The following is a 12,038-nucleotide window of genomic DNA, read 5'->3' as shown; positions in this document are numbered from 1 at the left end:
GGCCAGGTGGCGTGGAAGCCCCTGTTCTGGCTGGTAATCACCGGCTGGCCGGGCAATGCCGCGGGCCAGTGGCTGGGCAAGTTCGTGCCCGATGCCTGGCTGATCGTCGGCTTCTGCCTGCTGGTGCTGTGGTCGGCCTGGCGCATGTGGCAGGGCTCCAGCCAGCCACGCACGTGCAACCAACCGGTGCGCAACGGTCCGCTGCTGGGCGTGGGGTTGGCGGTGGGGTTGCTGTCCGGCCTCATGGGCGTGGGTGGCGGCTTCCTCATCGTGCCGGGGCTGCTGTGGTTCACGCCGCTGTCGATGCTGGCGGCCACCGCCACGTCCATGGCGGTGATCGCGCTGGTGTCCGGCGGCGGTTTCCTGCTCTACCTCACCCATGCCCAACCGCCGCTGCCGTTGCTGGCGAGCCTGGCGGCAGGTGGCGCGCTCGGCGTGCTGTTCGGCAATCGCCTGGCGCTGCGCCTGGGCGGCGCGACGCTGCAGCGTCTGTTCGCGCTGATGCTGGTGGCGGTCAGCCTGTCGCTGGCCGCGCAGAAGCTGATGAGCTGACGGCTTTCAACAGGGCCTAGAACTCTTCTTCCTCGGCCCCGGCTCCCGGCGTCTCGAACAGTTCGGCGGCGCGCAGCAGTCCGGCGAGGATCGCGTGCTGCTCCCACTCCGGCAGGCCGGCGAAGCGCTCCAGGGCGTGCTCGGGCAACAGCGCCGGGCCATGGTGCAAGGCGTGGGCGCCTTCGGCTTCGAGGCTCAGCCACTGCTTGCGGCGATCGTCGTCATCGCGCCGGCGCGTGAGCAGCCCCTTGCTTTCCAGGCGGGTCAGCGCGCTGGAGATCGACGACTGCGACAACGCCACCTGACGCGCCAACTGACCAGCGGTTATTTCCCCCTCCAACTCCACCACCTGCAGGATCAGCAGCTGCAGCGGCGTCAGTTCGCCGTCGCGGCCCAGGCTCTTGGAGTGCACTTCCGCCGCCTGCTGCAGCCGTCTCAGGGCCTGCAACATCGCGAGTGCGTGGGCGTTGCGCATCGAAGTCTTGCTCTCGGCCATTTCAGTCCACCTGCTGCTTCGTCACTTTTCCTCAATGAAATCAAATAGAACTCTCGCCGGATCACCGGGTCATCCCCTAAGGCGCCCTTGAGACGCCACCCACTTCATCCCCAACGGAGATCCGGTAAGGACATGTGCGGAATAGCAGGAGAACTACGTTTCGATAACCAGGCTGCGGACCTTGCCGCAGTCGAACGCATCACCCATCACCTCGCCCCGCGAGGCCCCGATGCCTGGGGCTTTCACAGCGAAGGGCCGCTGGCCCTGGGGCACCGGCGCCTGAAGATCATGGACCTGGCCGAAGCTTCCGGGCAGCCGATGATCGATACCGCGCTGGGCCTTTCGCTGGTGTTCAACGGGGCAATCTACAACTACCCCGAACTGCGCAGCGAGCTGGAAGCGCTGGGGTACCGCTTCTTTTCCGGTGGCGACACCGAAGTACTCCTGAAGGGATACCACGCCTGGGGTGAACAACTATTGCCCCGCCTCAATGGCATGTTCGCCTTCGCCATCTGGGAACGCGACAAACGGCGTCTGTTCATCGCCCGCGACCGCCTCGGCATCAAGCCGCTGTACCTGTCGCAGACCGGCCAGCGCTTGCGCTTCGCCTCCAGCCTGCCGGCGCTGCTCAAGGGCGGCGACATCGACGCGACGCTGGACCCGGTGGCGCTCAACCACTACCTGAACTTCCATGCCGTGGTGCCCGCGCCACGCACCCTCCTGGCGAAGGTGCAGAAGCTGCCGCCGGCGACCTGGATGGCCATCGATGCCAAGGGCAATGTCGAGCGCCAGCGCTGGTGGAGCCTGGATTACGGCCCGCTGCCGGACGAGCGCGAACTGACCCTGGACGATTGGGAGGACCGCCTCTTGAGCAGCCTGCGCGACGCCGTCAGCGTGCGCCAGCGCGCCGCGCGCGAAGTCGGCGTGCTGCTGTCCGGCGGGGTGGATTCCAGCCTGCTGGTCGGCCTGCTGCACGAGGCCGGCGTCGAGGACCTGCTGACCTTCTCCATCGGCTTCGAGGACGCCGGCGGCGAGCGCGGCGACGAATTCCAGTACTCGGACCTGATCGCCAGGCGCTACGGCACCCGTCACCACCAGCTGCGCATCGACGAGAACGAAGTCATCGCGCAGTTGCCAGCGGCCTTCCGCGCCATGAGCGAGCCGATGGTCAGCCACGACTGCATCGCCTTCTACCTGCTCTCGCGGGAAGTCTCGAAGCACTGCAAGGTGGTGCAGAGCGGCCAGGGCGCCGACGAGCTGTTCGCCGGCTACCACTGGTACCCGAAAGTGGCCGGTGCGAAAGACCCGCTGCAGGCCTACCGCGCGGCGTTCTTCGACCGCAGCCATGGCGAATACCTGGACACCGTGCGCGAAGCCCTGCGGGTGGAAGACGTGGCCAGCGAGTTCGTCCGCGAGCACTTCGCCCAGGCCGGCGCGGAAGACCCGGTGGACAAGGCACTGCGCCTGGACAGCACCATCATGCTGGTGGATGACCCGGTCAAGCGCGTGGACAACATGACCATGGCCTGGGGCCTGGAGGCCCGCGTGCCGTTCCTAGACTACCGCGTGGCAGAACTGTCGGCGCGCATCCCGGCGCGCTTCAAGCTCGGCGACGGCGGCAAGCAGGTACTGAAGGCGGCCGCGCGCAAGGTCATCCCCAGCGAGGTCATCGACCGGCCCAAGGGCTATTTCCCGGTGCCGGGCCTGAAACACCTGCAAGGCAATACCCGCGCCTGGGTCAGCGAACTGCTGCTGGACCCGAGCCAGGACCGCGGGCTTTTCGAGCCGGCGATCTTCGACCGCCTGCTCAGCGACCCGGCGAGCGACCTCACCCCGCTACGTGGCTCCAAGTTGTGGCAGCTGGCGGCCCTCAACCTCTGGCTGACGGAACAAGGCCTCTAGAGCCCGGGGGCGTCGGGTACGACGCCGCCTTTCCTTTCAGCCCAGGACAGATGCCTTATCAGGGAGCGCAAGATGAAACCCCATTCCAACCTGCCCCATCCCCACAACCAGCGGCTGCTGCGCGGCCAGGCGCCGACCTACGAGCGGCTGCAGGCGCGCTTCGCCGGCGAGCACGAGAAGAGCCACGGCCCGCTGATCCTGCAGTGCGGCTGGGGCCGGCTGCTGATCGGCCATACCTTCTCCAGCCCGGACAAGCTCGCCGCCGAACTGCTCAACGAACAGCCCGGCGAACGCGACATAGCGCTCTACGTGGCGGCGCCGCAGCAGGTGCTGGCCCACGCCCCGCAGCAACTCTTCCTCGACCCCTCCGACGCGCTGCGCCTGTGGTTCACCGACTACCGCCCGGCGCGCCGTCCGTTCCGTGGCTTCCGCATCCGCCGCGTGCACAGCGACGACGACTGGGCGGCGATCAACCGCCTGTACCTGTCGCGCGGCATGCTGCCGGTCGACCCGTCCAAGGTCACGCCACGGCACCAGGGCGGTCCGGCCTACTGGCTGGCGGAGGATGCCGAGACCGGTACGGTGATCGGCACGGTCATGGGCATCAACCACGCCAAGGCCTTCCGCGACCCTGAGGGCGGCTCCAGCCTCTGGTGCCTGGCCGTGGACCCGCAGTCCAGCCGGCCGGGCGTCGGCGAAGCGCTGGTGCGTCACCTCATCGAGCATTTCATGAGCCGCGGCCTGGCCTACCTCGACCTGTCGGTGCTGCACGGCAACCAGCAGGCCAAGTCGCTCTACCGCAAGCTGCGCTTCCGCGAGCTGCCGACCTTCGCGGTGAAGTGCAAGAACGGCATCAACCAGTCGCTGTTCCTCGGCCCCGGCCCGGAACAAGGCCTGAATCCCTACGCCCGGATCATCGTCGACGAGGCCCATCGTCGCGGTATCGAGGTACAGGTGCAGGACGCCGACGCCGGACTCTTCACCCTCACCCAGGGCGGCCGGCGCATCCGCTGCCGCGAGTCGCTGTGCGATCTCACCAGCGCCGTGAGCATGAGCCTGTGCCAGGACAAGACCCTCACCCACCGCGCCCTCGACCGCGCCGGTCTGCGCCAACCGCAGCAGCGCCTCGCCGGCAGCGCGGAAGAAAACGCCGCGTTCCTCGAAGAGCACGGCGCGCTGGTGGTCAAGCCGGTGGACGGCGAACAGGGCCAGGGCGTCGCCGTGGACCTGCGCACACCGGAAGAAGTCGAGAACGCCATCGCCCACGCAAAGCAGTTCGACAGCCGGGTGATACTCGAGAGCTACCACGCCGGGCAGGACCTGCGCATCGTGGTGATCGGCTACGAAGTGGTTGCCGCCGCCATCCGCCGCCCGGCCGAAGTGATAGGTGACGGCCGGCACAGCATCCGCAAGCTGATCGAAGCCCAGAGCCGCCGGCGCCAGGCCGCCACCGGCGGCGAAAGCCGCATTCCTCTGGATGGCGAGACCGAACGCACCCTGGCCGCCGCCGGCTTCGGCTACGACGACGTGCTGCCCAGCGGCCAACGCCTGGCCGTACGGCGCACCGCCAACCTGCATACCGGCGGTATCCTCGAAGACGTCACCGAACGCCTGCACCCGACGCTCGCTGACGCCGCCATTCGCGCGGCACGGGCCCTGGAGATTCCGGTCACCGGCCTCGATCTGCTGGTCACCGAGGCCGACCAGCCGGACTACGTGATCATCGAAGCCAACGAACGCCCCGGGCTGGCCAACCATGAGCCACAGCCCACCGCCGAGCGCTTCGTCGACCTGCTCTTCCCGCTCAGCCGCGAGCTGCTGTACCGCGACAACCGTGACCAGCCTCACCCCAACGAGGAGGCCCCGGCATGACGCCATTGCCCCAACCGGACCTGAACTACCTGCAGCGCGTGCTGCTGGAAATGCTCGCCATCCCCAGCCCCACCGGCTTCACCGACACCATAGTGCGCTATGTCGCCGAACGGCTGGAGGAGATTGGCGTGCCCTTCGAGATGACCCGCCGCGGGACCATCCGCGCGACCCTGCTGGGCCGGCGCAAGAGCCCGGACCGCGCAGTGTCGGCGCACCTGGACACCATCGGCGCCATCGTCCGCGAGATCAAGCCCAACGGCCGCCTGGCGCTCGCTCCGGTGGGCTGCTGGTCGAGCCGCTTCGCCGAGGGCAGCCGGGTCACGGTGTTCTGCGAGAACGGCGTATTCCGCGGCAGCGTGCTGCCACTGATGGCTTCGGGGCACGCCTTCAACACCGCGGTGGACACCCTGCCGATCAGCTGGGACCACGTTGAACTGCGCCTGGACACCTACACCGCCAGCCGTGCCGACAGCGAGTCCCTGGGCGTGGCCATCGGCGATTTCGTCGCCTTCGACCCGCTGCCGGAATTCACCGAGAGCGGCCACATCAGTGCTCGCCACCTCGATGACAAGGCGGGCGTCGCGGCGCTGCTCACCTCGCTCAAGGGCATAGTGGAAAGCGGCCTGGTGCCGCCCATCGACTGCCACCCGCTGTTCACCATCACCGAGGAAATCGGCTCCGGCGCGGCCGGCGCGCTGCCCTGGGACGTCAGCGAGTTCGTCGGCATCGACATCGCACCGGTGGCCGAGGGGCAGAACTCCAGCGAGCACGCGGTTAGCGTCGCGCTGCAGGATTCCGGCGGGCCGTATGACTTCCATCTGTCGCGCCACCTGCTGCGCCTGGGCGAGCGTCACGAAGTCCCCGTGCGCCGCGACCTGTTCCGCTACTACCACAGCGATGCCCAGTCGGCGATCACCGCCGGCCACGACATCCGCACCGCCCTGCTGGCCTTCGGTTGCGATGCCACCCACGGCTATGAGCGCACCCATATCGACAGCCTCGCCGCGCTGTCGAAGTTGCTCACGGCGTACATGCTCAGCCCGCCGGTGTTCGACAGCGACGCGGAGCCCAGCGAAGGCACGCTGGAGCGCTTCAGCAAGCAACTGGAGCACCCGGTGCACATGGAAAGCACCACCCATGTGCCGCCGGTGGACGAGCTGATCGACAGCGATGGGAGCTCCGACAAGGGCAAGGACCCGGACCGGAACAAGAACTGAAGCACTCGGCGCAGCGCGGGACTACAATCCCGCGCTGCGATTTTGAGTACGACTCCCGAGTAGCCAGCCATGTTGATTCCCTTTGAGCTCATCGAAGCCGACACCCTCGACAACCTGCTGGAAGACTTCGTCACCCGCGAAGGCACCGACAACGGCGACGACACGCCTCTGGACGTGCGTGTGCAGCGCGCGCGGGATGCACTCAAGCGCGGCGAGGCGGTGATCGTGTTTGACCCGGAAAGCCAGCAGTGCCAGCTGATGCTGAAAAGCGAAGTGCCGAGGGAGTGGCTGGAGGACTGACACCGCCTTGCAGGAACGCCCATGGCCGTCGCGCCAGGTAAATGCCGCGCAGGATGGCGTGGAGCGCAGCGATACCCATCGATTGCGCGCGCCCACAGCATGGGCATCGCAAGCTCCACCCATCCTACGCCGAAGCTCAGCGGCTGGACGGTGCAGGCTCTTCGTAGGAGCGAGCTTGCTCGCGAACCCTGCGCTCGCCGGCCATGCCTGTGCCGCCGGTTACTCTGTTCGCGAGCAAGCTCGCTCCTACAGGTTTGGCCGAATTCCCGCTCAAGGCGCGAGGCGCGGCCCGAGCAAGACCACGCTGGCGCCGATGACGCACAGCGCCACGCCGACCCAGTCGCTCCACAGCGGCCGGCTCTTCTCTACGAAACCCAGCCAGAACAGCGAGGCGGCGACATAGATACCGCCGTAAGCGGCATAGGCGCGCCCGGCGTAGTTCGCCTCGACGCGGGTGAGCAGCAGCGCGAAGAGTGTCAGGCTGAGCAGGCCGGGGATGATCCACAGCGCGCTCCTGTCCAGGCGCAGCCAGAGATAGAAGGCGTAGCAGCCGGCGATCTCGCAGAACGCGGCGAGGACGAACCAGAGGTAGTTGATCATGGGGTTCTTTCCGTGACGGGAAGTGCGCCGGTCAGCCGCGCAGGCCGCCTTCGCGTTCCCAGGCGCAGCGCACTTTCAGCTCGCCTTCGCGCGGGCTGTGGAACCCGTTCTCGGATTCCCAGCGGAAGGTGTGGCTGCCGTTGACTTCAGTTTCCAGGTGCACCACCGCGCTGGCCCAGTAGAGGCGGCGCAGCAGCGATTCGAACTGTTCGACCCAGAGTTTCCACTCGTATTCGATGGTCTGGTAGCTGGCGCCGAAATGGATTACCTGAGATTGGTACAGGCCCGCACCTTCGGTCTCGCAGCGGCTGAACATCTCGCGGCCGAGGAAGGGCCAGGCCTCGCCCATGGGCAGGCTGTCCAGCACCTTGCGATTGGCGGCGCGGCGCAGGCGGCGCTCCATCGAGTCGCCGGGCCAGTCGCGGATGCAGCCATAGACGATGGATTCACAGTGCAAACGGGTTCTTCCTTCAATGACACGCAAGCCTTCTAACACAGGCCTGTCACGGCGCAAAGCGCGTATCCCCACAGCTGCGCAGTAGTCCGAAAAAGCAAAAGCCCCGCGAAATGAGCGGGGCTTTCACCGGGGTCCAACGTACATCAGCCAGGCAGGCCGGTGACTAAAACTAACCCTTTGCACCGACCTGGGCAAGCCCTCTCTTTCATTGCACCGAAAGGGGGCAATTGGGAACTGAAAATCAAGACAAGCTGCGGCGCTTGGCTTGCATCTTTTCCGCCATTTTCGCCATCTCGTCGTAGATCGCCTGCGGGTTCTGCTGCTTGATCTGCCAGGCCATGCGGCCCTGCTCGTGGGGCAGGATCATGAAGACGTCGCGGGCCACTTCCTGGTGGATGTAGTCGGCGATGTCGGCGGCGCTGATGGGCGAGCTTTCCAGCAGCTTGCCGACCTGGGTCTTCATCTCCGGGCTCGGGCCGCGGAAGGAATCCAGCAGGTTGGTCTGGAAGAACGACGGGCAGACCACGTGGACCTTCACATCCACCAGGGACAGGTCCGCCAGCAGGCTTTCCGAGAGCGCCACCACGCCGGCTTTGGCCACGTTGTAGTTGCTCATCGCCGGGCCCTGCATCAGCGCGGCCATGGAGGCGATGTTGACGATGCGCCCCTTGCTCTTCTCCAGCAGCGGCAGGAAGGCCTTGCAGCCCTTGACCACGCCCATCAGGTTGATCGAGATCTGCCAGTCCCAGTCTTCCAGCGAGAGTTCGCTGAAGAAGCCGCCGGAAGCGACACCGGCATTGTTCACGATGATGTCGATGCCGCCGAACTTCTCTTCGCAGGACTGTGCCAGCTGGGTCAGCTGGCTGTAGTCGCGCACGTCGCAGCGCTGGGTGAAGCCATCACCGCCAGCCTCGCGCACCAGCTTGAGGGTTTCCTGCAGGCCTGCTTCGTTGACGTCGGCCAGCGCCAGCTTCCAGCCCTCGCGGGCCCAGCGCAGGGCGATTTCGCGTCCGAGGCCGGAACCGGCGCCGGTGATCATGATGCGATTTTGCATAGGGGAGGTCTGCCTTTTCTTGTCTTGTTCGGGACGGGTGATCGACAACTTCTGTCGACGACTGTGGGCCGAAGTGTAACCAAGGCTTTCCGCTTCCAGCGGTGAAATCAGGGCGCTGAATGCCCCTGGCAAACCGCCGGCGCACTAGCGCTGCGCAGGCGCTGCGATCAGGCCTGGAGGAGCACGCAGAGCTTGCCCAGCACCAGGGCGATGCCGGCGGAAACGAGCAGGTGAGCGGCGCAGTTGATGCGCTCGCGCTTGAGCTGGGCGAAGCCGCTGATGCGGTAGCGCAACATGAACACGCCCAGTGCCACCGGAAGGGCCGGGCCGAGGAAGGCGAACTGCCAATAGCGGTCCGGGTTGGCCACCGGGTCCAGGGTCATGGCTTCGGCCAGCGGCGGCAGGCCCAGCCCGCACTGGAGGAGCAACCACACGACGCCCAGCACGACCAGTACAACGCCCAGCATCCCTACGACTCCCTGATGGCAAAGGCCCAGTATGTTAGTACAGGCATTCCCGACGGGCTGTGCGACGAATCACCCTGTGGCGTATCGGCGCTGTGACGGATGTGGAGAAAGCCGATACCCGCCGGAGCGAGGAGCAAGCGGTTCCGCTTCTGGTTCCCCCTGGAAATTCCGCGCGAGCCTATGCCCTCTCCCCCCGCCCTCTCCCTGAAGGGAGAGGGAGCTATCCGCATCGCCTGACACATCAGCTTCAGCCGGCAGCGAACCAGTCCCCTCTCCCTTCAGGGAGAGGGTTAGGGAGAGGGTGCTCCAGCCAGGCTCAGATCCGTCCGAGCAACAACAACACCAGCAGCACGACCAGCAGCACGCCGATCACACCGGAGGGGCCGTAACCCCAGTTACGCGAGTGGGGGAAGACCGGCAGGCCGCCGATCAGCATCAAGATCAGGATGATCAACAGGATTGTCCCGAGTCCCATATCGTCTCTCCTCTTTTCAGTCGACGAGGGGCGATGGCTCGCGGGGTGCGAGTGGCCAGCGCTTGTAGATACCGACCGAGACGGTTACCGGAAGATTCAAAGAATCTGCGCGAGCCAGGAATCAGCCAAGGTCGCGGGGCAACGAGCCCTTGCGCAGGCGCAGGAACATCAGCGCGGCGGTGCGCGCATCGCCGATGGCGGTGTGGCGGCCTTCGATGGGGATGTCCAGGTTGCGCGCCAGGGTGTCGAAGCGCAGGTCCAGGTGCAGGTCGGGGAAGCGCCGGCTCATCTTGCGGTGGTAGATCTCAGAGACCTCTACCCGGGGGTTGTCCAGCCGGGCGTCGAGCTGCTCGCGCAGATGCCGGCGCAGCACGGCGACGTCGAACGAGAGGTAGTAGCCCAGCAGCGGCCGGTCACCGACGAATGCCTGAACGCGGCGCAGCGCCTCCGCCAGCGGTAGTTGGCCTTCCAGGTCGGCGCGGCGCAGTTTGTGGATGCGGATGGACTCGCCGTCCAGCGACGGCGGCGGCTCCACCAGCAGTTCCAGGCGCTCGCCGAGGATCAGCTTGCCATGGCGGATCACCACGGCGCCGATGCTGAGGATGTCGGCCTTGCGCGGATCGAGACTGGTGGTTTCCAGGTCCAGCGACACCAGCTCTTCCGCTTCCGCCGGGTCGTGACGCCACCAGTACAGGCGACGACGCCAGGCGGACCAGTGCGGAGCGGGTGCAGCGACGCAGGCGTTCATCGGGTCTCCAGGTGGAACTGGCGGGTCAGGCTCTGCTTGAACTTCTTCACCGTGTGCAGGCCGAAGCGCAGTAGATCGCGCTCGTGACGGCTCAGGCGGGAAACATCGAGGCCTTGTTCGCGGCCGTCGCGCTGGCCGTCCAGTTGCTGGCGCAGGCGCAGCTGGAGGAACAGCTCGAAGGATTCGATCAGGTTGTCGACCAGCGATGCATCCAGCACACCGAGCGCTTTCAGGGCGGCGAGGCGGCCGAGCGTACCGCGCTCGTCCAGTCCTTCGCGCACGGCCAGCACGCGGGCGCCGTGGACGATGGGGAAGATGCCGCCACGCTTCACATCCAGGTGCGCGTTCTGGGTCTTCAACTGGCCGAGGAAGGTCAGCGGCGTGTCGAACTGCAGCGCCGGCAAGGCCAGCTCGCTCATCCAGCGACCGCTGTCGCCGGCCAGGTCGCTCAGGCATTCGCGCAGGCTGTCGAACAGTCGCCGATTGCCCGCCACCGGCCAGGCATCGGCGAGGATCGACAGGCGCATCAGCTGCTCGGGACGACCTTGCAGCGGCAGCTCGCGCAACTCGCGCTGCCACTGCGACAAGGGCTTGCACCAGTCCGGCCGGCTCGCCATGACTCCGCCGGGACAGGGTGGATATCCGAATTCCAGCAGCGCGGCGGTGAAGCGCTGCATCAGCAACAGGCCCTGCTCCACCGGCAGGCCGTCATCCAGGATCAGTGCATTGTCCTGGTCGGTCTTCAGCAACTGTTCCGCGCGCCCTTCGCTGCCCATTACCAGCAGGCAACAGCGTCCGCGCAGGACTGGCGGCACCTGCAGTTCGAAGAGGCGTTCGAGCAGTTGTTCGTTGAGCGCGCTGACCAGTTGCATGATGAAACGCAGGCGGATGCCATTGCCGGCCAGGGTCGCGATCAGCGTGTGCAGGGTCTCGGCGGCGGCGCGCAGCTCGGCCTCGCTTTCGGCGCGGGCAATGCGCAGCGCCAGCACGTGGGAATGGGTGGAAAACAGGCTGAGCACCTGGGTCAGGTGCAGCAGACCGACCACCCTGCCCTCCTCGCATACCGCCACCCGTTCGATGCGCTGGCGGGTCATGAGGATCATGGCGTCGAAGAGGAAGTCGCCCAGTTCGACGTGGCTCAACGGGCGGTGCGCCAGCGGGCCGATGGGTTGCGCCTCGCTGAAGCCGTCGCGGAAGTGCGCGGTCATCAGGTCGGTGCGGGTGACTATGCCCAGCGCGCCGTCCTCGCGCACCAGCAGCGCGTCGGCGCCACGGCTGAGTTGCAGGCGCGCCGCGTCACCCAGGGGCAGGCCCGGCTCGACTTCGATGGCCGGCAGCAGGTGTTCGCGGGCGATGCGGGTGAGGATGAATTCGGCGAGGTTCTGCCCATCGCGGCGTTCCAGTTGGCGCTTGCTGGCGAGGTCCGCGCGGAAGAAACGGGCGAAGGGCGGATTGTCCGCACACAGCTGATGGAAGACGGCTGCGGGCAGCTCATAGACGATGCTTTCTTCCACCGCCTGGTAGCGGTGCTTGCTGCTGCCGGAGAACAGCCCGCGCACGTCGAACAGGTCCTCGGCGCCGTACTGGGCGAAGAGCTTGCCGTCCTCGCCGCGCTCCTCGATCACGCCCTTCATCAGGATGAACAGGCAGGGCACCGGCGCGCCGGCTTCGAGCAGCACTTCGCCCACCGTGTAGTAGCCCACGCTCAGCGCGTCGCGCAGCTGTTCGCGCTGCACCGGGCGGAGCTGGTCGAAGGGTGGCGAGGCGAAGTTGAAATCGTCGGACATCCGTTTTCCATCCCGGTCAAAAAAGCGCGGGGCCGGGGGTGTCGCCACCCCCCGCCCCGCCATCCGGGGGCAGGCTATCAGTGGGCGGCCGCAACACATGGCCATGGGAAT

13 protein-coding genes are annotated in these 12,038 nt (G+C 66.7%); 5 read left to right on the top strand and 8 right to left on the bottom strand.

What is annotated here, in order from left to right; translation table 11 throughout:
* Positions 1-552 (top strand): sulfite exporter TauE/SafE family protein (locus ACCC94_RS22815; RefSeq protein ID WP_413351863.1); only part of this gene is annotated, 552 nt, incomplete at its 5' end.
* Between the two features lie 16 nt (positions 553-568).
* On the opposite strand, the gene ACCC94_RS22810 is transcribed toward ACCC94_RS22815, so the two are convergent.
* Entirely contained in the window at positions 569-1,048 is a 480-nt protein-coding gene (locus ACCC94_RS22810; RefSeq protein WP_413351862.1) for a MarR family winged helix-turn-helix transcriptional regulator, read from the bottom strand.
* 132 nt (positions 1,049-1,180) lie between these two features.
* On the opposite strand from ACCC94_RS22810, the gene ACCC94_RS22805 reads away from it, so the two are divergent.
* From ACCC94_RS22805 to ACCC94_RS22790, 4 genes are all read left to right on the top strand, one after another.
* Complete coding sequence (locus tag ACCC94_RS22805) at positions 1,181-2,950, top strand: N-acetylglutaminylglutamine amidotransferase (protein WP_413351860.1); 1,770 nt, start codon at positions 1,181-1,183, stop codon at positions 2,948-2,950.
* Positions 2,951-3,022: 72 nt separating this feature from the next.
* Entirely contained in the window at positions 3,023-4,822 is a 1,800-nt protein-coding gene (gene ngg, locus ACCC94_RS22800; protein ID WP_413351859.1) for an N-acetylglutaminylglutamine synthetase, read from the top strand.
* Entirely contained in the window at positions 4,819-6,039 is a 1,221-nt protein-coding gene (locus ACCC94_RS22795) for an osmoprotectant NAGGN system M42 family peptidase (protein WP_413351857.1), read from the top strand. Before ngg ends, ACCC94_RS22795 begins: the two co-directional genes overlap by 4 nt.
* Positions 6,040-6,108: 69 nt before the next feature.
* Positions 6,109-6,339 (top strand): YheU family protein, encoded by a 231-nt coding sequence (locus tag ACCC94_RS22790; RefSeq protein WP_413351856.1) that lies wholly within the window; start codon positions 6,109-6,111, stop codon positions 6,337-6,339.
* Between the two features lie 270 nt (positions 6,340-6,609).
* Here the strand turns inward: ACCC94_RS22790 and ACCC94_RS22785 are convergent, their stop codons facing one another.
* The 7 genes from ACCC94_RS22785 to ACCC94_RS22755 all read right to left on the bottom strand — a co-directional run bounded on the left by ACCC94_RS22785 (position 6,610) and on the right by ACCC94_RS22755 (position 11,927).
* Positions 6,610-6,939: a YnfA family protein gene (locus ACCC94_RS22785; RefSeq protein ID WP_413351855.1), complete on the bottom strand. Its 330-nt coding sequence runs from the start codon at positions 6,937-6,939 to the stop codon at positions 6,610-6,612.
* Positions 6,940-6,970: 31 nt separating this feature from the next.
* Positions 6,971-7,396, bottom strand: a complete 426-nt coding sequence (locus ACCC94_RS22780; protein ID WP_413351854.1) for a hypothetical protein — start codon at positions 7,394-7,396, stop codon at positions 6,971-6,973.
* 241 nt (positions 7,397-7,637) lie between these two features.
* Positions 7,638-8,450 carry an SDR family oxidoreductase gene (locus tag ACCC94_RS22775; protein WP_045210280.1) on the bottom strand — a complete coding sequence of 271 codons (813 nt, stop codon included), beginning with the start codon at positions 8,448-8,450 and terminating at the stop codon, positions 7,638-7,640.
* 167 nt (positions 8,451-8,617) lie between these two features.
* Positions 8,618-8,917, bottom strand: a complete 300-nt coding sequence (locus ACCC94_RS22770; protein ID WP_413351852.1) for a hypothetical protein — start codon at positions 8,915-8,917, stop codon at positions 8,618-8,620.
* A 316-nt stretch (positions 8,918-9,233) separates the two neighbouring features.
* On the bottom strand, positions 9,234-9,392 hold the full coding sequence (locus ACCC94_RS22765; protein ID WP_413351851.1) for a DUF3309 family protein: 159 nt from the start codon (positions 9,390-9,392) through the stop codon (positions 9,234-9,236).
* A 121-nt stretch (positions 9,393-9,513) separates the two neighbouring features.
* Positions 9,514-10,140 (bottom strand): 3'-5' exonuclease, encoded by a 627-nt coding sequence (locus ACCC94_RS22760; RefSeq protein ID WP_413351850.1) that lies wholly within the window; start codon positions 10,138-10,140, stop codon positions 9,514-9,516.
* Positions 10,137-11,927: a DUF294 nucleotidyltransferase-like domain-containing protein gene (locus ACCC94_RS22755; protein WP_413351849.1), complete on the bottom strand. Its 1,791-nt coding sequence runs from the start codon at positions 11,925-11,927 to the stop codon at positions 10,137-10,139. Before ACCC94_RS22755 ends, ACCC94_RS22760 begins: the two co-directional genes overlap by 4 nt.
* Positions 11,928-12,038 lie beyond the last annotated feature (111 nt).

This window comes from Pseudomonas sp. Pseusp97 (assembly GCF_047304025.1).
Taxonomy (GTDB): Bacteria; Pseudomonadota; Gammaproteobacteria; order Pseudomonadales; family Pseudomonadaceae; genus Pseudomonas.
This window is presented reverse-complemented; position numbering and strand designations above follow the sequence as displayed.

What these genes read in the sequence shown, in the direction of transcription:
- ACCC94_RS22810 (WP_413351862.1), bottom strand. Translation starts at nt 1,048, where the DNA reads ATGGCCGAGAGCAAGACTTCGATGCGCAACGCCCACGCACTCGCGATG.
- ACCC94_RS22805 (WP_413351860.1), top strand. Translation starts at nt 1,181, where the DNA reads ATGTGCGGAATAGCAGGAGAACTACGTTTCGATAACCAGGCTGCGGAC.
- ngg (WP_413351859.1), top strand. Translation starts at nt 3,023, where the DNA reads ATGAAACCCCATTCCAACCTGCCCCATCCCCACAACCAGCGGCTGCTG.
- ACCC94_RS22795 (WP_413351857.1), top strand. Translation starts at nt 4,819, where the DNA reads ATGACGCCATTGCCCCAACCGGACCTGAACTACCTGCAGCGCGTGCTG.
- ACCC94_RS22790 (WP_413351856.1), top strand. Translation starts at nt 6,109, where the DNA reads ATGTTGATTCCCTTTGAGCTCATCGAAGCCGACACCCTCGACAACCTG.
- ACCC94_RS22785 (WP_413351855.1), bottom strand. Translation starts at nt 6,939, where the DNA reads ATGATCAACTACCTCTGGTTCGTCCTCGCCGCGTTCTGCGAGATCGCC.
- ACCC94_RS22775 (WP_045210280.1), bottom strand. Translation starts at nt 8,450, where the DNA reads ATGCAAAATCGCATCATGATCACCGGCGCCGGTTCCGGCCTCGGACGC.
- ACCC94_RS22770 (WP_413351852.1), bottom strand. Translation starts at nt 8,917, where the DNA reads ATGCTGGGCGTTGTACTGGTCGTGCTGGGCGTCGTGTGGTTGCTCCTC.
- ACCC94_RS22765 (WP_413351851.1), bottom strand. Translation starts at nt 9,392, where the DNA reads ATGGGACTCGGGACAATCCTGTTGATCATCCTGATCTTGATGCTGATC.
- ACCC94_RS22760 (WP_413351850.1), bottom strand. Translation starts at nt 10,140, where the DNA reads ATGAACGCCTGCGTCGCTGCACCCGCTCCGCACTGGTCCGCCTGGCGT.
- ACCC94_RS22755 (WP_413351849.1), bottom strand. Translation starts at nt 11,927, where the DNA reads ATGTCCGACGATTTCAACTTCGCCTCGCCACCCTTCGACCAGCTCCGC.